Genomic DNA, 26,321 nt, shown 5'->3' on the forward strand with positions numbered 1-26,321 from the left:
ATGACATAAATTTTTTACAAATATCATGACAAACAATGCATAAATTATCAAATTCCACCACGGAAACCGTTGCAGTTATTCTGGCTGCAGGAATGGGAACCCGTATGAAATCTTCAAAACCAAAGGCAATGCACCCCATTGCAGGGCTTCCAATGATACGTTTATTATTAAATCAGGTCGAAAAGGTTTTTGATCGAATTATTGTGGTTCTCGGTCCGCATATGGAGACTCTTGCCGATTTTGTAAAACCGCATCAGGTTGTAATCCAGAAGCACAGATTGGGAACCGCCCATGCTGCATTGCAGGCAGAGGCCTATTTTGGAAAGGGAATTGTCACTGTTCTAAACGCTGACAATCCCCTGATACGGGAAAATACATTACAGCGACTTATTGATGAGAAAAAAAAACCAAAAACTGATTTGGTTTTATTAGCTATGGAATGTAATGATCCCAAGGCTTATGGACGTGTGATTGAAAATAATGGTCATGTAATAAAGATTGTGGAAACACTTGATGCCTCTGACGCAGAAAAAAAAATAAAATTGTGCAATTCTGGGGTAATATGTGCGGACGCACTGTATTTTTCCAAATGGCTGAAAGAAATTGAAAATCATAATGCAAAAAAAGAATATTATATTATAGATATTGTTTCTTTAGCAGTTAAGGAACATAAGGTAGTAAAGGCCCTAAGGGCTTCAGAAACGGAACTTACAGGGATCAATTCGCAATCTGAATTGGCTTTTGCTGAATCCATAATTCAAAAAAGATTGAGAAAACAGGCGATGGATAACGGGGTGACAATGATTTCACCGGAAACTGTTTTTATGTCTTATGATACCAAGATTGAAAATGATGTAATTCTTCATCCCAATATTGTTTTTGGCAAAAATGTGGTCATTCGTTCAGGGGTTGAAATCAAGTCATTTAGTCATCTTGAAGGCTGCGAAATTAAACAAAATGCCATAATTGGCCCATATGCTCGTATCAGACCTGATACGGTGGTGGGTCAGGATGCGCATGTCGGTAATTTTGTGGAATTGAAAGCTACAGCTTTAGGTGACGGAGTGAAAGCAAATCATCTTTCCTATCTTGGTGACAGCATTGTTGGTAAAAAAACAAATATTGGTGCAGGAACGATAACCTGTAATTATGATGGGTCGAGAAAACATAAGACGGTCATTGGAGATGAGGTATTTGTCGGTTCTGATGCCATTCTTGTTGCTCCTGTAGAAATTGGTAATAAAAGTTTAATTGCGGCAGGAAGCGTGATAACGGATGATGTTCCTGATAATGCCAAAGCATTTGGTAGGGCCAGGCAGGTAAATAAAAATAGCAAGGTTACATTAAAAAACTGATATTAAAGGGAAGTTTATGTGTGGGATTGTTGGAATACTAGGGAACCAATCTGTTACTCCTCTGATTATGGAAGCTTTGCGTCGTCTTGAATATCGGGGATATGATTCTGCAGGGATTGCAATATTGGATCATGGCCTGTTAAATCGTCGTAGAGCTCCTGGAAAACTTGATAATTTATCAAAATTACTTCTGTCTTCCCCAATAAGCGGCAATCTGGGCATTGGTCATACGAGATGGGCAACACATGGAGCTCCCACGGAAAACAACGCGCATCCTCACATGACGGATCGTGTGGCTGTTGTTCATAATGGAATTATTGAAAATCATGTTGCATTAAGAAAAGAGTTGACAGAGCTAGGACAAGTGTTCAAAAGTGAAACGGATAGTGAAACAATTGTGCAGCTTGTCGATTATTATCTGAAACAGGGATGTGCACCCCAAGAAGCTGCCTTCAAGGCTTTGAAAAGGCTTGAGGGAGCTTATGCCATTGCGATGATTTTTTCCTGTGATGATAATCTTATAATCGGGGCTAGACATGGTGCGCCACTGGTTGTCGGATATGGTGATCATGAAATGTTTGTGGGATCTGACAGTCTGGCAATTGCACCTCTTACCACAAAAGTTGCCTATATGCCGGATGGCGTTTGGACTATTTTGACACGAGAAGGTGCTGATTTTTTTGATATGGAAGGTGGAAAAGTTGAATGTCCAATTCAAAAAACGGCGTTGATGTCAGGGGTTGTCGGTAAAAATGGTTACCGTCATTATATGGAGAAAGAACTTCATGAGCATCCAATTGTCATAGGGCAGACTTTAAGGCGGTTTGTCGATCCATCATCCCATAAAATAATATTGCCTCATATGCCATTCGATTTATCAACGTTGAAAAGGGGTATAATTACGGCATGTGGATCAGCATTTTATGCTGGTCTTATTGGACGTTATTGGTTGGAGGAATATGCCAGATTGCCCATTGATATAGATGTTGCAAGTGAAATGCGCTATCGCAATCCTCCTGTTGAAAGTCAAGGGATGGGATTGGTCATATCGCAATCAGGAGAAACGGCCGATACCTTGGCAGCCTTGAGAAATTTAAAAAATGAACATCAAAAAATAGTTTCTATTTTAAATAATGAATTCAGTACTATAGCCAGAGAAAGTGATGTTGTTCTCGGTACGGATGCTGGTGTGGAAATTGCTGTCGCTTCTACAAAAGCGTTTACAGCCCAATTGACAGTATTATCATGTCTTACACTTGTTATCGCTCGTGAAAAAAATAAGATTACCCCTGAAAATAAAAAAGTATGTTTGACTGCATTGATGGATCTTCCCAGTCGTGTTGCTGAAGTTTTGCAAATGAAAGATAAAATTCAGGAAATTGCCCATAAAATTGCCAATGCTCAAAGTGTGATTTATCTGGGAAGGGGGATAATGTATCCTGTTGCAATGGAGGGTGCGTTGAAACTGAAAGAAATCTCGTATATTCATGCTGATGCCTATGCCGCAGGTGAAATGAAACATGGCCCGATTGCGCTGATTGATCAAACGGTTCCAGTCATTGCCGTTGTGCCTTCCGGTTTTTTATTTGAAAAAACACTTTCAAATTTACAGGAAGCAAAAGCAAGGGGTGGACATATTATTGCTTTCACTGATGCAAAGGGTGCAGAGGCATTGTCAACCATTGCAGAACAGATCATTATTTTGCCTACAGTTCATGCTTTTGTAGCGCCAATCCTTTATACGGTACCCGTTCAGATGCTTGCTTATGAAGCTGCCATTTTAAAAGGCACGGATGTTGATCAACCCAGAAATCTTGCAAAATCCGTAACTGTTGAATAATTAAGATCAATAACAGATAGATTAAGTTATATGTTCCTTAAATTATAAAATATCATTTATTTTGGGAGCATATAAAATACTTATTTCAATACAAAATCACTAAGTAATCGTAACTGATATATTTTTCATATTTTCTAATTTTCCTGCGAGGGAGAGTTAAATAATATTTTTGAATTTTTTTTTCATCCGATTTATAAAGCGTTAATCATACTCAATCATAAAAAAGTAAAGCTTTAATGAAAAATAATCAAATTTTAGATAAAATGCCCAAATGGCGTTCAAGTGATACAGTTTGGATGTTGAGTCTTTATGGAACGGCGATCGGTGCAGGAGTACTTTTTTTACCGATTAACGCTGCGGCTGGTGGATTAATTCCTTTACTTTTATTGACTATTCTTGCCTTTCCAATGACATTTTATGCACATCAGGCTTTATGTAGGTTTGTATTGTCGGGATCCGAAAATGATTATGGTGATATTACCGTTGTCGTTGAAGAAAAATTTGGAAAAAAAATTGGGTATTTAATCACATTATTTTATTTTTTTGCAATATTTCCTATTTTATTGGTTTATGGTGTAAGTCTTGTTAATACTGTTCAAAGTTTCATGCAACATCAACTTGGATTGACACCACCGCCCAGAGCGTTGACTTCGTTTTTTTTAATCAGTTTTTTGATAATGATCGTTCAGTGTGGTGAAAATTTGATAGTCAAAATAATGTCGACCCTGGTCTATCCATTTGTTGCAATTTTAATATTGATTTCTTTATTTCTTATTCCACATTGGAACCTGAATCTTTTCAGGGATATAAGTTTATCTGGAGCATCACAGGAGGGAGGTAATGGAATGTTTCTAACATTATGGTTGACTATACCTGTTGCGGTTTTTGCATTTAATCACTCACCGATTATTTCTTCCCTAGCTGTTACCAAAAGCAAAGAGTATGGTAGATGGGTTGAACCAAAATGTTCACAAATTATTAAATATAGTAATTTGATGATGGTAATTACAGTATTATTTTTTGTATTTAGTTGTGCTTTATGTCTGAGCCCAGCCAATTTAATTGAAGCGAAGAAGGCAAATATCACCATTCTTTCCTATTTGGCGAACCACTTTCATACCCCTTTTTTAAAATTTATAGCGCCAATCGTTGCTTTTGTAGCAATATGCAAATCCTTTCTTGGTCATTATCTTGGGGCGAAGGAAGGATTTAATGGAATTTTGGAAAAATCATTATATCATTTTTTTGGGAAAAATATTTCCCGTAAAACTTTGGATCGATGTGCGTTATTTTTTGTATATATAGTTACATGGTTTGTTTCAAGCAATAATCCCAGTATTTTAGGTATGATTGAATCCATTGGTGGACCAGTTCTTGCTGTTATTTTATTTATTCTTCCTATGGTTGCCATTCACAAATTACCTGAATTGGCAAAATTTAAAGGGAAATCAAGCAATATTTTTATAACCATAATGGGATGTATAGCTATATCAGCCGTTATTTACCAATTTTTTATTTGAAAGAATTTCATCAAAGCGATCTATTATAAAATGCTGATTATTAAAAATCTATCTGCCAATTTTTCTTAAAGGTTGACCTTCCATTAAATTTTCTTCGATTTGCTCCAGACTAATATTTGACGTTTCAGGTACAAATGCGAAAATGAAAACAATAAAAATCAGATTTAGGCAGGCATATAACAAAATGGTATGTGAAGCACCGAATGTATTGATCAATGTCAAGAAAGTGAATCCCACCCAAAAATTTGCCAACCAATTTACCACTGTTGAAACAGCAATACCAAAATCACGTCCTTGCAAAGGTTGTATTTCGGAACATATCGTCCAGATTAAAGGCCCTGCAGACATGGCAAAACCGATAATAAACATTAGTAGCATTGTAACACAGCAATATTGAAGATAAGGATTTGTTTGGATATTATTATCTAAAAGAAAACTGACAGACCCTAATCCAATCGCCATCATTGTAAAACCGATATACAATATTGGTTTTCGACCCGATTTATCACATATTCCGATGGCAAGAAAGGTTGCGAAAACATTTACCAGACCAACTAAGGCTGTAAACCACAACCGTGCATGACCGTGATATCCCATATTGGCAAATATGCGAGGGGCATAATACATAATAACGTTCATGCCTGTAAATTGCTGTATAATCTGTAAACAAATACCCAATAGAACAGAACGTTTGAAATTTGAGTTATAGAGAAATAAATAAAAACCTTTTTGGGAATTTTCCAGTTGCATTTCTATATTTTTAATTTCTCTCTTTATTAGGGTATTATCGTTATTTCTAATAGAGGATAAAACATTATAGGCTTCTTTTCTTCGACGATGCATTAATAACCATCGTGGGCTATTTGGTAAGATTAGAAGACCCAGTAAAAATATGGTTGCGGGAACGACCAAAATTCCCAGCATCCATCGCCATGCTCCATAATATCCGAATATAGTGTCGGAAATGAATGCCATGAATATTCCTACTGTAATCATTAATTGATAGGTTGATATCATTGCACCCCTTTTTTCTTCCGGTGCAATTTCAGCCAGATACAATGGGGCAGTCATACTGGCGATACCGATTGCAAATCCTAGAACAAATCGCCACATGATCAGGTCAGAAACACTATTGGACAAGGAACAACCTATCGAAGCGGCGATAAAAAAGGTTGCACTTACGATCAAACAGCGATTTCGTCCAAATTTTGCTGATGCCCAACCGCATATTAAAGCACCAAAAGCGGCTCCAAACATCATGATACTAACTATTTTTTCAATATCATGGTCATTTGCTGAAAATTCAATTTTAATAAAATCATTTGCGCCAGCCATAACACCAATATCCAGGCCAAATAAAAGTCCGGCCAATGAAGCAAATAGATCAATTATAAAAAGGTTGTTAGGAGAAAAAAAATTCGTTTTGTTTTTTTTTAAGGAAAGATCCGAAAGTTTCATTTTTCCTCCCGAAAAATTTATTTGTTCCTTCTTTATTTAAAAACTTGTTTGACAATCATCACAATTCACATAAATGTGAATGTGATTTATTTAATACATCAATACAACAAAACCTATTATACCTAATGCACAACAATAATATCCAAATGGTGTTAAAGCCCATTTCTCATTATTTTTGAAATATTTCATAAGAAATGCCGTACTTAGAAGTGCTGTTATACATCCGATGATTGTTGCAATACCCATATGTAAAATATTGTCAAAAGGAATTTGCTGTTTGTAGATTTTCCAGCTTTGATGAGCAGAAGCTGCCAAAATTACCGGAAGAGCCATTAGAAAGGAAAATCTTGCAGAATTTTCATGAGATAAATTTCGAATCAATCCAGACACAATGGTTGACCCCGAACGTGATATCCCAGGAAAGAAAGCCAGACATTGAAATAATCCAATAAATAAAGCATCTTTGACTTTTAAGTCAGCTATTGCAATCGTTTTGTCTACCGATACATTTTTTCTGAGTTTATCAACTATAAAAAGCATTATTCCGTTACATACCAAGAAAATTGACACTATATCGGGTGTCGAAAAAAGGTTTCTGACTAATTTTTCAAAAAAGGCACCAATGAATATTGCGGGTAAGGTGGCAACAATAAGCAGAGAAAAAATATAAAAACTTTGACGTTGTATTTCTTTTCCATCCTTACCTAATGCACCCTTGAAAAGGGCACTCCAATCTTTCCAGAAAAATATTAGAAGAGCGAAAGCGGTGCCGAAATGAAGCATCACCATAAATGGCAAAAACGTTGGATCTTGAGCGTGAATTTGCCATCCTAGCAGAGCGGGGATTAAAACGGCATGACCAAGACTGCTGACAGGAAAAAGCTCCGTTGCACCTTGTAGAATGGCAATAAAAATGGCCTGAAGAAAAGACATGAAGTAACCTTTTTTCGATATTATAAATCGTTTAATATATTTTATCAGGCATTTTAAAAAATTAAATCATATAGTTATTGATCAATACGTATTATTAGAAAATAATAATTCAGAGATTTAAGGGATCATGACAATTTCAAACATTGAAAATTAATAGTGTATTTTGACGTTTTATTTTATTTTTTAAAATTATATTATTTATTGATGTTAGGTTGGAATGATAAAGGGTAGATGTTAATGATTAAACAAAGAAATGTTAGTGCATATATGGCTAGCACTTTTGTTTTGATAATTGCTATCGGATTTTATGCATATTCTAGATTTATATTATTTGGAACCGGTGAGGATCGATATTCTATCGAAGCTCAATTTTTTTCTTCCAATACGGTTAATCCTGGTGGAAAGGTTATTTTATCGGGTATTCCAGTTGGGGTTATAAAATCCATCAATCTTAATAAAAAGACATTCATGTCCGAAGTTAAAATGGATATTAACAAAAATATTCATTTGCCCACTGATAGTCAGTTTGTCATTTCATCAATCAGTATGACGGATGATGGCGTTATAATCATTAAACCAGGAAAAAACAGAAATTTTATCAAGGCTGGAAATAAAATCAGTAATACAATGCCTTATGTTAGTCTGGAACAGCAAATTAGTAATTATATTTTCGGAAGTATGAGTGTCGCATCACAATAATAATGAATTGAATATTATTACTTGCAATGCGACGAATTTTCAATTTATTTCTTGAGTTGATTCAATAAATCAAAATCTGTTCTTTCATATGTCAAAGGAGTGATTGAAATTGATTTATTATTGATGGCTTGTGTTTCCGTTCCTATTTTATCTTCCTTGATTGGTCTGTTAAAATTAAGCCAGAAATATTCGTTTTGTCGTAAATCTTTTCTTTTAACTGGAACAATATTCTCAATATATCCCAATCCTTGTGTCGTGTATTCTATTGTATTCACTTCATCATATTGGCAATCGGGAAAATTGATGTTGATACACCCATTTTTTAAATTCTTTTTATGTTCTAAAATTTGTTCTATAATTTTTGCACCGAAATACTCCGCTGTATTCCATTGAACAGGATACCCATCTCTAAAATTCTGACTAAGAGCAATTGAAGGTATTCCCAATAAAGCACCTGTCATTGCTGCGCCAACAGTACCTGAAAATATGGTTTCAATACCAAGATTGCTTCCCCGATTCACGCCAGATAAAACCAGATCAGGACGTTGGGGTAAAATTTCTTGGATCCCCATTACAACACAATCACCCGGTGTACCGGATATTGCAAAATGATTATTTGATTTTTCCATTATGCGTAAAGGGTGATGAATACTTATAGATTGAGCAGTCCCGCTTTGATCCCGCTCTGGAGCAATAACCCAGATTGTCTTGGCAATTTTCGATGCTATGTTTTCCAGAATTTTTAAGCCAGGTGCATCAATGCCATCATCATTTGTTAAAAGAACATTATTTAATAGTTGAAAATTCATTTTTAATCCGATTATTATCTATTCAATTTGAATGAAATATTAACGGTAAAGGGTAAATTATTTTATGGGTAAAAACCATACCCATAAAATGAATAGATCAAATTACAGTCTGACACCGACATTGAAAAGTGCAATCCATCCTTCTGGAGGAAGACCCGCCGTTGTGAGTGCGTGTGTAAGGGAGGCGTTCCAGAATATATTGCCTGAGGATTTGCGAATACCGAAACCTGCACCGGCAAGGTTGCCTCCTTTTTCTGTTTTTGGCATGTCGCTGTATGTAAATACACCCCGTGTCATTCCGACATCGAGAATACCGTAGAGTTCGGTATTTTTAATCAGGGCGTTGCAGAAGAATTGATATCCGCCACAATCCATATTTTTTGTGGGAATGAACCATGAGAGGTCATTACGCATGTAAATTCCTGCATTTCCGATCATGGTTTGTTGCATAAAACCTCTGACCGTATAGGGTCCGCCAATTTGCATTTGCTCATTTGCATATTGGTTTTTAGTGCTATATTCCCCGTGGATGGAAGTATGCCACATAAAATTATCGACGATAGGTTGATATCCATCGATATCCAAACTTGGCTTTACATATTGCGTATGGGGATTATATCGACCTGAGTTATCGATCCAGGATTTTCCTCCCATTGCCCCCCCCAAACCGATTTTCATTCCGACACTGACATACCATGTTCCACCCCAAAGATGCATTGACTCACTGGCATTAAGATTCAGGAAGGAGAGTTTTGCACTTTGCGTGTTTATTTTGGAATGATTGAGATAACTGTCAAAGGATTTCAGCTCATAGGTAGCTTGTAATGTTGTAACACCGATGGAATTACGAGCGACAACTCTCGAGGCACCGATATGGAAATCTTTTTGGGTCGTATCGTATCGTCCTTGTCCTGGCCAGTTGAAATGTAGACGATAGAAATCGTCGTAGCGATACCATCCTCCGAAGAATGTCCATGGTCCCAGAGGGATTGAGCCTTCAGCGGTAAAAAAGGAATTGTGTCCATCTCCCTGACGTGAATTGAGTGAATGATCATATTCTACAGTCCACATATCCAATAATCCGAAAAGGTCTTCGGCAGTAACCATGGTTCGTCCGATAGTTCTTCCCGAATAGCTTTGTCCATTATTGTCAACTGTCAGCTGACCATGAAGAATACCTGGATCATGGGCATTGATTTTAACCACTGATGTGCCCGGTTTTTGCCCAGGTGCAATTTTCATTGTGGCAGCCCAGTCAGGCAGACGGTTCATCTGATCCATTCCCTGTTCCAGATCCCGCAGGTTTAGAATTCCGCCCTTAACCCATGGAAAAGCCATGGTTTCATGGTTTTTTGCAGACACTCCCTCGAATTGGAAGTCTGAAATTTTTCCATCTACCACAACAATATGCAATTGACCTGACTTGAGATCTTGTTGAGGCAGATAGGCCCGAGTTGTTACAAATCCATGATCAATATAGGCCTTGTTGAGCTTGTTTAGGACAGTATTCATATCATCAAGTGACATGCATTTGTTTTGCCATGGTCTGGTGATATGTTTGACTGGCAGTTGTGAGAGGTTTTGTGTATTAACGACGATGATGGAATTGATATGCACACATGCCTTACCATGCAATGCAGGGGCCTGATCCTGGTTTACCTGTACATTACTGGAGGGTGGAGGTAGGGTCTCCATTAAATGTTGTCGTTCTTTATGTTGCAGATATTGTTGATATTGATTAAGATTTTGTGCAAATCCCTGTATGTTTATAAAAAAAGTACAGGGAACGACGATTAAGAATAATCGTAGATATACAGTCTTAAAATTCATTTATCTTGTATCTGGACGGAATTACGGATTTTTCTTGTTAACCATCTCATCCATTGTTTTAAGAATGGAAGGAACATTATCAATATTAAAATTAATGGTTAATGTTGTTCCGTTGACGCGATGAATGACCAGATGGGCAAGTTTGTTTTTGGTCAATAGCTGTTGAAGGTCATTATCAATAGCTTTGGTTGCGATACATCCGTTTGTCGTACAGGCAGCCCAAGGCAATTCGACAGGTTTTGCACGATCGAAAGTTAAATTGGCTGGACTTTGTAAAGAGAATCCAAGGGGAACAACCACTGTAAATTGAAAGGGTACAGGTTTTGACAAATCGTTACTTTGCTTAACTTTTTCCAACAAAAGAGAGGCGATAGGGCTTTGGCTGTTGTTGGGCCCTTTGGTTAATAGGTTTTGTTGAGCGATACATCCCTGGGACACGGTTTTATTGTTCTGTTCCGTGGCGTTTGGATAGGCACAATGAATATCCCAGCTGCCTATTCTTTGATTTACGGTAATGGGGGAAATTGCAGAACTATTTTTACTATCAGATGCTTGTTTACTTGTTTTTTCTGCAGCGAATCCATGAGTGGAATTTAACAAAGCGATTGTAAGAGCGCTTAATAAAAGCAATTTTTTCATAAAAAACCCTAACCTTAAAATATTGACCGCTATTCCCACAATTACTTATGGAAAATTGGTTTAAATAAAAAATAATAAACACTGTGTTATATTAAAAAAATAAAATTTTCATGGTTATAAAATTATAATAATACTAAAACTTATCAACGGTTTTCGATTATATATAAAATTATTCTTTTTAAAATACATTTTTAATAATTTTAAATAAAAAATTATTGTTGCTTCGATCTAAATTATATATATCATATCAAGCTTTGATTAATTCTTAGAATTTATTTTTAAATATTTATTTTAGTATTCCTATTAGGTACCCTATGTTTAAAACTAAATATAATCCCTTTTATATTTCTCGGATTTTGCTAATAAAACGTCTAAAATACACGATTGTGACGGGATTATTCTTGGGAGGGAACCTTTTTTCAACCTTTCCGATTTATGCCGGGCCCAGGCCCGCTTCTAATATAGTGGTTGATCCAACAGCCCCGGTAAATAAACGGCCATCTATTGATGTAACGAATAATGGAATTGATCAGATCAATATTGCACATCCCAATAATGCTGGTGTTTCACATAATCTTTTCAACCAGTATAACGTTAATGAATCGGGTCAGATTTTAAATAATTCCTCCACAATAACCAAGACAAAACTGGCTGGACAAATCACGGGCAATCCCAACCTGAATGATAATCATAACGCTAATTTGATTATTAATGAAGTGACTGGCCGTTCTCCAACCAGATTGCTTGGATATACTGAAATCGCTGGTAAACAGGCTGCCCTGGTTATTGCCAATCCCAGTGGAATCACTTGTGCGGGATGTGGATTTGTCAATACGACAAGAACCTCTTTTGCAACAGGTAAGACCCAGTTTGATCAGGAAGGCCACCTGCAGTCTATCAATATAAATGATGGAGAAGTGGCATTTGAAGGAAAAGGCGGGAATTTTGCCGAAGTTCCCGTTTTGGATATTATCAGCCGTAAAGTTAGGATTGAAGGACCTGTAAATGGTCAGGATATTAAAATCACCGCAGGACGCAACATTTATGATTATGTAAATGGAACTGCAACGGCGCAAGAACCAGATAACAGTCAAAGACCAGAATTTGCTATTGATACATCTGTGTTGGGCGGGATGACGGGCAATCATATTCAAATGATGGTTAACGAAAAGGGAGCCGGAGTCCGTGTAGATGGCCGTATGGCATCTACGGCTGGCGACATGCAGCTGACTGCTGATGGAAAATTGCTTATTAATGGTGAAATGTCAGCCCGCAACAATTTACATGCCAAAATTGATATTGTTGAAAATACAGGGACGATAGGGGCTGACAAACAGCTCTCTTTGCAGGCGAATTCCTTGACAAATTCTGGAAAGATTATTGCCAATGGAAATGATAGGAATCAACTTTCAATCCGAGATAATCTAACAAATTCCGGATCGATTCTAAGTCAGGCAGAATTACAATTGACTGCGCAAAACATCAATAATACCCAATCAGGTATGATTAACTCCCAACAAAATCTTTTCCTGTCCGGCCATGATGTAGTGAATAATGGGCAAATGAATGCTGTGAATGGATCTTTACAGGGAATTTTTCAGGGGAATGTAACTAATCATGGCACCCTTGTTTCCAACAATATGGTAAATCTTTCTACGGCTGGTCGTTTTGACAACAGTTCAGGCCAGATTGGTTCTCTGAACAAAGGGGATGTTACGGTTCATGGCGGGGATATCAATAACCAGTCCGGCCTGATCCGTACGGGTCAGGGGAATGTGTCATTGACAGGCTCCTCACTTGACAATGGCAATGGTTCTATCCTGACAACACAGGGAGATATCGGGGTTCAGGCAACGGGTAAGGTTGTCAACATGAATGGCCGGATAGGAACGCAGGCATCCGGAAATGTCAGGGTTTCCGCCTCTGGAGATATCAGTAATGATCATGGCCAGATAGTCACTCCCTCGGGTATTGTGGATATTGGTGGCAGGCAGCTGAATAACGATAATGGCCAGATTGGCTCGAATGCGGGCAATGTTCATATAGAGTCTGACGGTTTGATGAACCGTTCAGGGATGATTCTGGCTGGTTCGGACAATGGCTTTGGGGATATTGTTTTTCATGGCGGTGACATTGAGAACAGCAATGGCGTTATCCAGGCGAGTTCAGGTGTTGTTGAGCTTGGAATGGGCAATTATACCGATACGGAGAAGGGACTGGTCTATGCCGGGAAGAGCCTTCAGGTCAATGCGGGCGGGAACATGGAGGTTTCGGGGAACATTCAGGCTCGGCAGGGTCTGAGCCTTGTCGCGAACAACCTTTCCCTGAATAACAAAGATGCCTCCATTAGCAGCTTGAACGGGGATGGAACACTTGCCATCGCCAATAGCCTTCTCAATGCGGGAAGTCTTTCTTTTATCAGGGGACGTTTAACACTTTCAGCAGGTTCATTTAAAAACCATGGTAATTTGATCAATGGAGAGGGTGAACTCCATGTTGATATTAATGGTGATCTCGACAATCAAAATGGTTCTTTGGTTACGAATGCTCATGATGCTGTTATTCAAGCCAAGGGCGATATTGACAATACGAATGGTCAGATTGGCGTTAAAACGGATGGCAATGTTCAAATAACGGGCCAGAAGCTGACCAATAAACAGGGTTTGATCCGCACAACCAATGGGGATATTTTACTGGATGTTGCTGGATTGGACAACGGAAGCGCCTCTATACTGACAGACAATGGGACAGTCAATGTTCATTCCAGGGGCGATATTGACAATACTGGTGGCCAGATTGGTATAAAGACTTCTGGCAACCTGACCTTGAATGCCGGAGGAGATATCCGGAACAATCAGGGTCAGCTTGTCACGTCTGCGGGCAATATTGAACTGTCCGGAAACACTCTTGACAATACGAATGGTCAGGTTGGCAGTCTGAAAAACGGGAATTTAACTCTTGTCAGCAAAAATGATTTTATCAACAAGAATGGCAAGTTCATTACCCCTGCCGGTAATATTCAAATCACCAGTGGTAATTTGAATAACCAAAATGGTAATTTGATCACGAGTTCAGGGGATATTGTTTTTCATGGCGGTGACATTGAGAACAGCAATGGCGTTATCCAGGCGAGTTCAGGTGTTGTTGAGCTTGGAATGGGCAATTATACCGATACGGAGAAGGGACTGGTCTATGCCGGGAAGAGCCTTCAGGTCAATGCGGGCGGGAACATGGAGGTTTCGGGGAACATTCAGGCTCGGCAGGGTCTGAGCCTTGTCGCGAACAACCTTTCCCTGAATAACAAAGATGCCTCCATTAGCAGCTTGAACGGGGATGGAACACTTGCCATCGTCAACGGCCTTCTCAATGCGGGAAACATATTTGTCTCGCAGGGCGTGTTGACAATCAAAGCTGGTTCCATGGATAACAGAAATCAGATAAATACGAATTCAGACAAATTAATGCTTGATATTCAAGGGGATATATTAAATCATTCAGGTAGTATCTTAACCAAGAATAATGATATTTCCCTAACGGCAAAAGGTAAAATTGACAACAGTTCAGGCCAGATTGGTTCTCTGAACAAAGGGGATGTTACGGTTCATGGCGGGGATATCAATAACCAGTCCGGCCTGATCCGTACGGGTCAGGGGAATGTGTCATTGACAGGCTCCTCACTTGACAATGGCAATGGTTCTATCCTGACAACACAGGGAGATATCGGGGTTCAGGCAACGGGTAAGGTTGTCAACATGAATGGCCGGATAGGAACGCAGGCATCCGGAAATGTCAGGGTTTCCGCCTCTGGAGATATCAGTAATGATCATGGCCAGATAGTCACTCCCTCGGGTATTGTGGATATTGGTGGCAGGCAGCTGAATAACGATAATGGCCAGATTGGCTCGAATGCGGGCAATGTTCATATAGAGTCTGACGGTTTGATGAACCGTTCAGGGATGATTCTGGCTGGTTCGGACAATGGCTTTGGGGATATTGTTTTTCATGGCGGTGACATTGAGAACAGCAATGGCGTTATCCAGGCGAGTTCAGGTGTTGTTGAGCTTGGAATGGGCAATTATACCGATACGGAGAAGGGACTGGTCTATGCCGGGAAGAGCCTTCAGGTCAATGCGGGCGGGAACATGGAGGTTTCGGGGAACATTCAGGCTCGGCAGGGTCTGAGCCTTGTCGCGAACAACCTTTCCCTGAATAACAAAGATGCCTCCATTAGCAGCTTGAACGGGGATGGAACACTTGCCATCGCCAATAGCCTTCTCAATGCGGGAAGTCTTTCTTTTATCAGGGGACGTTTAACACTTTCAGCAGGTTCATTTAAAAACCATGGTAATTTGATCAATGGAGAGGGTGAACTCCATGTTGATATTAATGGTGATCTCGACAATCAAAATGGTTCTTTGGTTACGAATGCTCATGATGCTGTTATTCAAGCCAAGGGCGATATTGACAATACGAATGGTCAGATTGGCGTTAAAACGGATGGCAATGTTCAAATAACGGGCCAGAAGCTGACCAATAAACAGGGTTTGATCCGCACAACCAATGGGGATATTTTACTGGATGTTGCTGGATTGGACAACGGAAGCGCCTCTATACTGACAGACAATGGGACAGTCAATGTTCATTCCAGGGGCGATATTGACAATACTGGTGGCCAGATTGGTATAAAGACTTCTGGCAACCTGACCTTGAATGCCGGAGGAGATATCCGGAACAATCAGGGTCAGCTTGTCACGTCTGCGGGCAATATTGAACTGTCCGGAAACACTCTTGACAATACGAATGGTCAGGTTGGCAGTCTGAAAAACGGGAATTTAACTCTTGTCAGCAAAAATGATTTTATCAACAAGAATGGCAAGTTCATTACCCCTGCCGGTAATATTCAAATCACCAGTGGTAATTTGAATAACCAAAATGGTAATTTGATCACGAGTTCAGGGGATATTGTTTTTCATGGCGGTGACATTGAGAACAGCAATGGCGTTATCCAGGCGAGTTCAGGTGTTGTTGAGCTTGGAATGGGCAATTATACCGATACGGAGAAGGGACTGGTCTATGCCGGGAAGAGCCTTCAGGTCAATGCGGGCGGGAACATGGAGGTTTCGGGGAACATTCAGGCTCGGCAGGGTCTGAGCCTTGTCGCGAACAACCTTTCCCTGAATAACAAAGATGCCTCCATTAGCAGCTTGAACGGGGATGGAACACTTGCCATCGTCAACGGCCTTCTCAATGCGGGAAACATATTTGTCTCGCAGGGCGTGTTGACAATCAAAGCTGGTTCCATGGATAACAGAAATCAGATAAATACGAATTCAGACAAATTAATGCTTGATATTCAAGGGGATATATTAAATCATTCAGGTAGTATCTTAACCAAGAATAATGATATTTCCCTAACGGCAAAAGGTAAAATTGACAACAGTTCAGGCCAGATTGGTTCTCTGAACAAAGGGGATGTTACGGTTCATGGCGGGGATATCAATAACCAGTCCGGCCTGATCCGTACGGGTCAGGGGAATGTGTCATTGACAGGCTCCTCACTTGACAATGGCAATGGTTCTATCCTGACAACACAGGGAGATATCGGGGTTCAGGCAACGGGTAAGGTTGTCAACATGAATGGCCGGATAGGAACGCAGGCATCCGGAAATGTCAGGGTTTCCGCCTCTGGAGATATCAGTAATGATCATGGCCAGATAGTCACTCCCTCGGGTATTGTGGATATTGGTGGCAGGCAGCTGAATAACGATAATGGCCAGATTGGCTCGAATGCGGGCAATGTTCATATAGAGTCTGACGGTTTGATGAACCGTTCAGGGATGATTCTGGCTGGTTCGGACAATGGCTTTGGGGATATTGTTTTTCATGGCGGTGACATTGAGAACAGCAATGGCGTTATCCAGGCGAGTTCAGGTGTTGTTGAGCTTGGAATGGGCAATTATACCGATACGGAGAAGGGACTGGTCTATGCCGGGAAGAGCCTTCAGGTCAATGCGGGCGGGAACATGGAGGTTTCGGGGAACATTCAGGCTCGGCAGGGTCTGAGCCTTGTCGCGAACAACCTTTCCCTGAATAACAAAGATGCCTCCATTAGCAGCTTGAACGGGGATGGAACACTTGCCATCGCCAATAGCCTTCTCAATGCGGGAAGTCTTTACAGTTCTAAGGGTTATTTAAATTTATCGGCATCTTCTCTGTCCAATTCAGGTTCTATATTCGGTAAAACAGCAACGCAATTATTAATAGGCAATCTTTTAATTAATGAAGGTTCTCTTTCCGATACAGATAATACTTTAAATGGTGGAATGATCCAGTCAGAAGGTGACATTAACATTACAGCAAATTCTCTGAATAATACAGGGATAATCAATGGATCAAAAGCGGTTACCCTGACACTGGGTGGAGATGTTATCAACCATTCTATGGGTCAGTATTCAGGCGTAATTCAGTCTGGAAAGATCATGCAGCTGACGGCTAAAACCCTGCAAAATGACAATGGACAAATTTTAAGTGATGATAATTTACATTTAAATGTTTCTGATAAAATAAGTAATGGAGGATTTCTGCAAGCCAGTAAGGGATTAACGTTATCAACATCTTTTTTAGACAATTCAGGAAATATTCTGGCGCTAGATGGTGATTTGGCTATTATACCCTCACAACTTATCCCTACTTTGTCATCAATTACAAATACAGGCAAAATTCAGGCAAATGGAAATATTATAATCAATGCTGCTGCCTATCAAAGTGATGATATGGCTTTATTGACAGCACAAAAGCAAATTCACGCTACCTATACTGGTAATGTTGGTAATAATGGCCAGATTGCAGCAGGTTCTGGACTGGATTTAACTTCTAATTCCTTAATAAACGGAATTTCAGGATTGATTTATACCGGTAATAATGATCTGACCCTGATTGTGATGGGGCAACAGGGATTATTTAATCAGGGAAATATTCAAACAAATGCTGTGGACAGTCATCTTTTACTAAATAGCCTAACCATGATTAATGAGGGCATCGTTTTTGCAAAAGGGAAAGCCACTTTAAAGGCTAATCAGCAGTTCATAAATCGGATTAACCAAGATCATGTTGGTCAAATTCTTGTTCAGGGAGGTGATCTGACGGTTTTTTCTTCAAAGTTTAACAATGCAGGAATCTTGATTGGTCATCAGAATTTACAGCTTGTTGCCTCCGTTCTGGAGAATAACGGATATGTATCTGCTGTTCGCTCATTAAATATCCAAACATCAGAGAGCACAGGTAATCAAACAACCCATTCTGGAATTTCCTTTAATAATGAAAAGCTTGCTTCTGGTTCATTAATTGGTGACACTGTTCAGATATTTTCACAGGTTATAGATAATGAAGGAGGATGGATCCAAGGAAAAAATACTGTCAATCTTACTGCCGACAGGATTGATAATAATCTTGATGGTGTCATTTTATCAACAAATGCGAATACAATATTGCAAGGAAGAGGATCAACTGTTCAGGAAAGTGTTCCAGTTAATATAATTAACAACAATCAGGGGAATATACAGGCTTTTAGTGATCTTTCAATTGCGGCTAAACAATTGAATAACAATAATGGTGTATTGACCAGTCAAAAAGGAAATATCCATATTAATCAAGGTTCTTCCGCTCTTGCGCTTGAACAGTTTTTAAATGAAAAAGGAACGGTTCAGTCTTTTGGTGATATTGATCTTGCTGCCAATCATCTTGAAAATTCTGAAGAAAGCAAAATTCTTTCTAATGGATTATTATCACTTACGATTGGTTCTGATTTTGTAAATCAAGGGAATTTATGGGGTGGAAGAGGTATAAATCTGTCTGCATCTAACCTGGTTAACACTCAAAGCGGAATGATCAGTGCAGATCAAGGTTCTATTATTTTTAATATTCAGAAAGGATATTTGAAAAATCAAGGAATCGTTCAAAATATTGATACGTCAGGGAATATCTCTGTATTCGCCAATACGTTTGTGAATGATAATGGCAGAATATATTCCAATTCGGATATAAATTTACAAGCTGATTCTTTGTTATCAAATCAAAATAATGGAGAGATTACTGCCTATAAACAAGGAAATATAACGCTTTCTGCTTCCGCTTTGAATAATCAGGGGCTTATTCTTGCAGGAGGTCAACTTGTTGCTAATAGCTCGGCAGATATCAATAATCTTGAAAACGGTTATTTATATGGCTCTAAAGGTTTAGTTCTTAACTCCAATACGGCTATTCACAATCAAGCCCATGGTCAAATCGGATCAGACACAGGAACATTATCGCTTGTTGCGCCTCGTGTAACATTGGACAGATATGGGCAGGTTCTCACCTCAAATGGCACGGCAGGTCTGATTGCTTTGCAAGCTCTAAATAATAAAGGATGGTTGCAAGCAAAACAAAATATCCAGATTTTTACACCATCTTTGGATAATTCTGAGGGAGTAATTATCAGTACAAATGGTGGCACGACGATTGCGCAAAATCAAAATGGAAACGGATTAAATGAATTAAACAATTACAAAGGAACTTTGCAAGCTGCAACAGGAATGAACCTTTATGCCAATAATATAAACAATCAGGGTGGAATGATAATAACGCAGCAAGCTACTGATGAAAATGTTAGGGGGAATATGGTTCTTGCTGCTAACCGGCAAAATCAGGCACTATCCTTTTTAAACCTGAATGAGAACGGTATTATACAATCTTCAGGTAATATAGATATGCATGTCCTAAGTAATGGACTTTCATCCACCGGTCAGATTCTTTCTGCTGCCGCACTGAATGCAACAATTGAAGGGGATCTAAAAAATAACAGTATTATCTTCGGGGCGTTAAGGGGAGCAAATGAAGGTGGTCTGGTTAATCTCAATATTCATGGAGATTATGAAGCCGGACAGGATGGTGGGATAACCTCTAATGGCGATATTCATGTCACGGCAAGAAACATTATAAATAATGGTGTCATATTGGCCATGAATGGATTGGTCTTGGATGGGACCTCGCTTCAAAACAATCAATCTGGATTATTAAGTAGCGGAAACAACCTGACAATCAACATTAAAGGCAATAATGGACAAAACACGCTGAATAATTATGGGGTTATTCAGTCGGATTTGGGATCTATCGCCATGGATGTTGATGGGGATATAATCAACAAGGGAGGGTTAATTCGTACACAGAGCGCCAATGGGGATATAGCAATCAAGGCCGCCTCTTTTACCAACAGCTATACTGGGAAACTTGTTACGGAAACAATTGACAGCACTACTATCTATGATAAGGCGATTAACGATGAAGGACAGGAAGGATACGGAAAATCCAACAAACAGATAGCCCTTGAGGAAGACTTAAATACAAGTGGCTGGGGTGGGGATAGCAATTTATACAAATATTTTTGGAAGGGTAATGTAAAAATGATCAAGGTTTACGCTCCCAAAGATATGTACAAAGCGGATGGAACCCCAGCAAGTGGTTATTTTTACATGTTTCTATCCCAAGGTAGGGGTAATCCAAAAGCCAGGATTGAGGTGACGGAAACTGGAACAAGAACAACCTTGAAAGGCAGTTCAGCCATTGTTACGGCCGGTCATGACTTGATCATTGAAACTTCCGGAAAGATTGTCAATGATGTAAGCCATTTGGAAGCGGGTCATGATATGACCCTGAATGCGTCATCCCTGGACAATATCGGGTATAAAGATGATATAACTTTTAAACTGGTATGTCACAATGGTAAACTTTGCCGATCTCTATATCCAAAAGATCCAGCCAATGCAGCCAATCCTCCTTATTCACATCCACCTCCATTAGATGGTAACAATAAAAATATTGCATATGTATGGGGAGATAGTTCATATAACCCCGGATTGAGCGGCACGATTATGGCAGGTGGAACCCTGATAGGGATAGTGGCCAATCAGGTTAATAACCGGACAATCAAGATACATGCATCTCCTGATGACTATGTCACGGTCAATCCAAGCCTTCCCTCGGGAAAACAATTGACATCTGTCCAGAGTGAAACGGGCAGAAACGGATTGAATGGGCCTGGAGAAGGTAATCTGGTCAATAATTCATCAAGTGGAAAAGGGATAAACGGTCAAAACACCACGCTTCCAGGATATGGTGGGGTAGGCAATCCCGAGGGAATTGATCCGGGTTTGCATGTCCATCTTCCAGGTTTTAATTATCAGGGAGTGTCTGCAAGTGTTGACGATATACTCTCATCCATTGCCGGTGGACACGCTTTGTTCAGACCTAATCCGGATATTAAGGGTAATGACACCGCCAGTATTGGTGAAATAACCGGAGGAAACATTCACAGTATCAATAACGGCAATATCAATAATAATAAAACGAGTGGTAATATTAATATTAATGGTAACAGTAACAGCAATATTAATAGTAATAAAACAATTGGTAATATCAATGTTAATGGAAACAGTAATATTGACAATATCAGCAATAATGAAAGTCTTGCCAAACCCGGTACAGCCCCAGCCAAGGTAGGGCGGGAGGTTAATATAAACGATGCGGGCAAAATCAGTGAAGCTGCCCCCCAGCAGGGTAAGGTCAATACAAGTGGCGTGCCGGAGGGATCAAGCTATCTTATTGAAACCCGTCCACAATATACATCCTTGCAGAAATTCTATGGGTCGCAATATCTGCTGGATCACCTGAATATTGCCGGCTCATATATGTTCCTGGGGGATGCAGGGTTTGACAGCAACTATATACAGCAGCAATATCTTCAGGCCACAGGGCACAGCTTTGTCGGTGGAACATATAACAATGCCGCTGATATGATGAAGGAACTTCTCGACAATGCGACCGATGAGGCCGACCAGCACGGGTTCAAATTCGGCGCCGCCTTGACAAAGGAGCAGCAGGCCTCACTTGCGAAGGATATTGTCTGGTATGTTCCCGCGCTGGTTGATGGCAGACAGGTACTGGTTCCCCAGCTGTATCTTTCTCCAAAAACCGCGGTGATATCCGGCGCCGCCATCGTGGGCAAGGATGTCGGCATCAAGGCCGGCTCCATTCTCAATTCCGGCCTGATGGAGGGGACACACTCGATCGCGCTCACCAGCACACATGGCAACATCATCAATGATGGCGGAACCATAAGGGGCGGGGACATGTCCCTTAATGCCCAGAACGGCTCGATCATCAACCGCGACACGATCAACAACTATCTTGTTGAGGGGGGAACATCCTCCTATCTTGGTTCACAGGGAAAGATCCTTGCCTCTGGAACCATGGGGATCAAGGCGAGTGACAGTATCATCAGCCGAGGTGGAAGCATCCAGTCCGGATCCGATATGGCGATGCAGGCCGGTTCGATCGATATCGGTGCGGCACAGCTGAATGCCGCCGCCTCCAGCGCCAGTTACGGAAAGCATGAAATGCTGGCCTTTAACGGTAACCAGACCAAGAACTATGGAACCATGGTCAGTGCCGGTAGAAACGCCATCCTGCAATCCACAAGGGGTGACCTGAACCTTGCGGGCAGCACTCTGAATGTCGGGGGTGATGCAGCCCTGTCATCCGCGGGCAATATCGGCCTGAACGCCGTCACGGACAAGGGCCTCACCGATGTTAGGGGACATAAATCAGGTGCCTTCAATTCAAGTTCGTTCGAGGAAAAAAGAGCCTATACCAATGATATTGGATCGGCTGTCATTGCGGGTGGACAAATCGGCATCTCTGCGAAAAACGATGTTAGCCTGGCAGGGGCTGTCGCGTCCAAAAATGATGTTAATATCAACGCTGGCGGCAATATAACCGAGAACGCGCTAAACTATTCCAACGATACATATGATTATCACCAGACGAAGAAGTTCGGTTTTTTCACGAACGAGGCGCAATTGAGCGTGCAAATTGGCCAAAAGAACGTCACTGATAAAAAATCGACATCCAATTCCCTGCATACGGCCAGTGACATTATATCAACCGAGGGTAATGTCAACCTGAATGCAGGCAAGGATATCAATATCAACGGTTCCAATGTTATTGCGGGCAGGGATATTAATATGTCCGGAGATTCAGTGAACTTCAATGCGGTTCAGGATGTATTCAGGGGCGACCAGAAACATAAGGACAGCTTTACGGGGATAGGCCTGAGTGCTAGTGGCTTGCTGGCGAATCTTGCTAAGACGGGCTTTGCGGCGGCCAACACGACGGATGAGAGAATGGAGGCGCTAAACGCCGCGGACATGGCGAGCCAGGGTCTCAACGCGGGATTGGGGAAAAGCGGGATCCTGACGGGAGCGTTTGCCCATGGAGCGGCGACAGCCGTTGACTACAACCTTATAGGGATCACGGCGACCTTCACGCATTCAACGAATAAGAGTCACATGACGTCGACAACGGTCACGGATACCGGATCGACCATAAAGGCTGGAGAGAAAGTGAGTGTGAATGCGGTGAAGGATATCAATGCCACGGCCAGCAGTATCAGCGGGAACGACGTGATATTCAACGCGGGCCGGGATATCAGCCTGGATGCGGGATACAGAACCAGTCGAAGCAAGACGACCATTTCCGGGAACAGGGAGGACATAGGGGCGAATGCCAATGTGGGAGCGCACGGGTTTGCGTTTGGAGCGAGAGGTGATGCATCGGTGAGCTGGGGCAAAACCACGACCTATGGCAAGACGGCCATTGACACGGTCGTGAATGGAACAAACTCGGTCACCATCAATAATGAAAACGGCAGGCTCGCTCTCAATGGGGCGCAGATTGTCAACAAAAATCCCGATGTGAAAAACGGGGATGGAACAATCACCAGGGGAACACCAAGCAACGGTTCCATCACCATCAACACAGGCAGCATGTCCATTGCAACGCCGCAGAATGTCAACAGGTATCACAGCAACAACAAGACAATTGGCATGGAGTTCAGCACACCCCTTAGCGACTATCACAATTTTGGTGAGGGAAACCAGCAGGCAAGTAATGGGTCTAATGATAAAACTTCTTTAGTAAATAAAGGTGATAGCTCAGAAAAACCTCTTAAACTTAATAAGCCTGACACGCCCTACACTAACGTTGATCTCTTTGGGGACATACGTGTCATTGACAATGATTACGCGTCAACAGAAAAGGAGATGTCCGGGATTTATGCCGGCACGGGAGGACTGAATGTCAATGTGAGGGGGGACACGACCCTGACAGCCGGCGCCATCACCAGTGCAGCCGATGCCTCCAGAAACCAGATCACCACAGGAAGCCTGCAGGGCAATTCAGTCAGGAACCATTCGATATGGAGCGGTTTCGATATCCAGATGAAACAAAATCTTGATACCAAATACGCTATAGATACGGTTGGCACGGTTGAGGGTGGTACTGAAGTTATAAGTATTCCAGGGAACATACTCGGGAAAGGAACAGGCACGAGGATATCGGGCAACAGCATCGTTCACAACAAGCATTCAACGACTGAATCCGTGATCGGGGACAATATCGCCGTGAACGCGGGCAGCGTGAACGGTCATTTCTCGCATGATATCAACGAGGCCAACGGCTATATGGAGGACAAGTTCAATCCTGGTAAGATCAACAATGATTTCAACCTTCAGAACAAGGCGACAGAGGTCATGAACAAGTATGGCAACATGATTGTCGACACGGTTGTCAGTGCGAACAAGCGTGCGGAGAACGTGAAAAACGAAGAGGACAAACTGGATCTCAATCATGCGCTTTCGGAAATCGGCCTGAATAAGAAACCTGATGAATCCCTGATCAATGGCGCGAACGCCACGGCGATAGTCGGGGCCGCGTCCTCGATTGGCGGGGCGATCATGGGGGGTGGCAATGTCGGGCCAACGGCCGCGGGTGCAGCGGGTGGATTGGCTGGCAACATCATCTATAACCACTTCTTCCCTGATGGTCCTTTCGGAAAGGATGACAATAGACTAAATCCCAATAGCCCTAATTATCATCAAGTTGGAAATACTACGGGTAGAAAAGAAGAATATCATTCAAATACATCTGATAAAATTTCAAAACAACAAACACAAAATATTAACGGACATAATATAAAATACGACGACACGACAGACATAAACAAGATAGCCAGCGGCATGATCCATACCGGTATCATTGGCGGTGCGAGTGCGATTACCGGCATCATGGGTGGCAGTGACAATCTCAATGGCACCAACACAGCTATTGACGCCATCACGGGTGGCCTGACAGGACTTGCCCAGAGTGCACCCAAGATTGAGAAGGGCAAAAACAGGGGTAAAAAGCCGGCCGATAAAGCGGGACCGAAACCCAAAGCCGAACAGGCTGACAGAAACCCAAACCAGACTGAACAGAAAGGGGATACAAAATGAGACTTTATTCTTTGGCTAGTTTAATGATGCTGTGTTTATCTCTAACCGCCTGTGCCAACAAATTTTACATTCCTATCTGGAATGAGAAAGGAACAGCGAAGCCCCTTTCCAAAACGGATGATGTAATCAGGGTCGTTGTATCGGATAGACTTAAAAAATATGTTGAGAAAACACGAAGTGATGATCCCGATTGGTTGGATGGATCAAAGTTAGCTGATTATATAGGTATGGCAAAACTGAATACAGAAGACAGGTTGCAGAATTTAGGCTATCAGTTAACAGATACACGCTATATTAAAAATGATATTGGAAAATCAAAACAAATCAAATGGATCAATAATCAGGGTAATACACAGTATGCCATGACACATGGAGGAAAGCCAACCGTATTTGCTTTGGTTGATTCTCAAGTGGCAGATACCTATACACAAAGATTTATATCCAACGAACCATATTCAAGTGATCCTAGCACAGGTGCGACCACCATGTGGACAAACCATGTCGATGAAGTCACCATAAATAGAATAGTTTATGGAATTAAACTGGTAAGGCCCATTGGTGAAGACAATCCCCTTTATCAATGCAACAATTCCTCTTTGAGTGCTAATTTTTGCACTTATCCTGACAGTTATTGGGATGATACTTCTCATTATGAAACAATCTTTTACGGTGTGGGTACGATGACCACGAGTGCACGAGATCCTGATTATATAGAAAATCATTTGACCTCATCAGTATTGTATCAATATCCCAACTTGCTGGGTAGAAAACGTGTCATTCAAATCAGCCAGCCTTTTTTCCAGGTAACCAAAGTCACTGATACTCCCCAATAAGTTTATAAACCATTCTTCTTTCTTATGGATATGACGACA

The 26,321-nt window shown here is 40.9% G+C and carries 11 protein-coding genes; 6 read left to right on the forward strand and 5 right to left on the reverse strand.

Annotated elements, in window-relative coordinates; all coding sequences use genetic code 11:
* Positions 1-35: 35 nt before the first annotated feature.
* The 3 genes from glmU to GN303_RS04245 all read left to right on the forward strand — a co-directional run bounded on the left by glmU (position 36) and on the right by GN303_RS04245 (position 4,715).
* Positions 36-1,355, forward strand: coding sequence for a bifunctional UDP-N-acetylglucosamine diphosphorylase/glucosamine-1-phosphate N-acetyltransferase GlmU (gene glmU, locus GN303_RS04235; protein ID WP_110438979.1), 1,320 nt, complete (start codon positions 36-38; stop codon positions 1,353-1,355).
* 16 nt (positions 1,356-1,371) lie between these two features.
* A complete protein-coding gene (glmS, locus tag GN303_RS04240) occupies positions 1,372-3,195 on the forward strand; it encodes a glutamine--fructose-6-phosphate transaminase (isomerizing) (RefSeq protein ID WP_110438980.1) in 1,824 nt (607 codons plus the stop codon).
* A 236-nt stretch (positions 3,196-3,431) separates the two neighbouring features.
* Complete coding sequence (locus tag GN303_RS04245; RefSeq protein WP_110438981.1) at positions 3,432-4,715, forward strand: aromatic amino acid transport family protein; 1,284 nt, start codon at positions 3,432-3,434, stop codon at positions 4,713-4,715.
* Between the two features lie 48 nt (positions 4,716-4,763).
* Here GN303_RS04245 and GN303_RS04250 read toward each other — a convergent pair whose 3' ends face one another.
* Both GN303_RS04250 and GN303_RS04255 read right to left on the reverse strand, forming a co-directional pair.
* Complete coding sequence (locus GN303_RS04250; protein ID WP_110438982.1) at positions 4,764-6,173, reverse strand: sugar porter family MFS transporter; 1,410 nt, start codon at positions 6,171-6,173, stop codon at positions 4,764-4,766.
* 90 nt (positions 6,174-6,263) lie between these two features.
* Positions 6,264-7,106, reverse strand: a complete 843-nt coding sequence (locus tag GN303_RS04255) for an undecaprenyl-diphosphate phosphatase (protein ID WP_110438983.1) — start codon at positions 7,104-7,106, stop codon at positions 6,264-6,266.
* Positions 7,107-7,343: 237 nt separating this feature from the next.
* Here GN303_RS04255 and GN303_RS04260 point away from each other — a divergent pair, with 237 nt between their 5' ends.
* Entirely contained in the window at positions 7,344-7,805 is a 462-nt protein-coding gene (locus tag GN303_RS04260) for an MlaD family protein (protein ID WP_158523883.1), read from the forward strand.
* 44 nt (positions 7,806-7,849) lie between these two features.
* On the opposite strand, the gene surE is transcribed toward GN303_RS04260, so the two are convergent.
* The 3 genes from surE to GN303_RS04275 form a co-directional block, all read right to left on the reverse strand.
* Complete coding sequence (gene surE / locus GN303_RS04265) at positions 7,850-8,614, reverse strand: 5'/3'-nucleotidase SurE (RefSeq protein WP_110438985.1); 765 nt, start codon at positions 8,612-8,614, stop codon at positions 7,850-7,852.
* A gap of 102 nt (positions 8,615-8,716) precedes the next feature.
* Positions 8,717-10,444, reverse strand: a complete 1,728-nt coding sequence (locus tag GN303_RS04270) for a ShlB/FhaC/HecB family hemolysin secretion/activation protein (RefSeq protein WP_110438986.1) — start codon at positions 10,442-10,444, stop codon at positions 8,717-8,719.
* A gap of 21 nt (positions 10,445-10,465) precedes the next feature.
* A complete protein-coding gene (locus GN303_RS04275; RefSeq protein WP_110438987.1) occupies positions 10,466-11,083 on the reverse strand; it encodes an invasion associated locus B family protein in 618 nt (205 codons plus the stop codon).
* Positions 11,084-11,397: 314 nt separating this feature from the next.
* Between GN303_RS04275 and GN303_RS04280 the strand changes: the two genes are divergently transcribed.
* Both GN303_RS04280 and GN303_RS04285 read left to right on the forward strand, forming a co-directional pair.
* A complete protein-coding gene (locus tag GN303_RS04280) occupies positions 11,398-25,449 on the forward strand; it encodes a hemagglutinin repeat-containing protein (RefSeq protein WP_156188447.1) in 14,052 nt (4,683 codons plus the stop codon).
* Entirely contained in the window at positions 25,446-26,282 is an 837-nt protein-coding gene (locus tag GN303_RS04285; RefSeq protein ID WP_110439629.1) for a hypothetical protein, read from the forward strand. The genes GN303_RS04280 and GN303_RS04285 overlap by 4 nt, the downstream gene beginning before the upstream one ends.
* Positions 26,283-26,321: the final 39 nt, after the last annotated feature.

Origin of the sequence: Commensalibacter melissae, from assembly GCF_009734185.1 — a bacterium.
Lineage (GTDB): Bacteria > Pseudomonadota > Alphaproteobacteria > Acetobacterales > Acetobacteraceae > Commensalibacter > Commensalibacter melissae.

What these genes read in the sequence shown, in the direction of transcription:
- glmU (WP_110438979.1), top strand. Translation starts at nt 36, where the DNA reads ATGCATAAATTATCAAATTCCACCACGGAAACCGTTGCAGTTATTCTG.
- GN303_RS04245 (WP_110438981.1), top strand. Translation starts at nt 3,432, where the DNA reads ATGAAAAATAATCAAATTTTAGATAAAATGCCCAAATGGCGTTCAAGT.
- GN303_RS04260 (WP_158523883.1), top strand. Translation starts at nt 7,344, where the DNA reads ATGATTAAACAAAGAAATGTTAGTGCATATATGGCTAGCACTTTTGTT.
- GN303_RS04255 (WP_110438983.1), bottom strand. Translation starts at nt 7,106, where the DNA reads ATGTCTTTTCTTCAGGCCATTTTTATTGCCATTCTACAAGGTGCAACG.
- GN303_RS04285 (WP_110439629.1), top strand. Translation starts at nt 25,446, where the DNA reads ATGAGACTTTATTCTTTGGCTAGTTTAATGATGCTGTGTTTATCTCTA.
- GN303_RS04270 (WP_110438986.1), bottom strand. Translation starts at nt 10,444, where the DNA reads ATGAATTTTAAGACTGTATATCTACGATTATTCTTAATCGTCGTTCCC.
- glmS (WP_110438980.1), top strand. Translation starts at nt 1,372, where the DNA reads ATGTGTGGGATTGTTGGAATACTAGGGAACCAATCTGTTACTCCTCTG.
- GN303_RS04280 (WP_156188447.1), top strand. Translation starts at nt 11,398, where the DNA reads ATGTTTAAAACTAAATATAATCCCTTTTATATTTCTCGGATTTTGCTA.
- surE (WP_110438985.1), bottom strand. Translation starts at nt 8,614, where the DNA reads ATGAATTTTCAACTATTAAATAATGTTCTTTTAACAAATGATGATGGC.
- GN303_RS04250 (WP_110438982.1), bottom strand. Translation starts at nt 6,173, where the DNA reads ATGAAACTTTCGGATCTTTCCTTAAAAAAAAACAAAACGAATTTTTTT.
- GN303_RS04275 (WP_110438987.1), bottom strand. Translation starts at nt 11,083, where the DNA reads ATGAAAAAATTGCTTTTATTAAGCGCTCTTACAATCGCTTTGTTAAAT.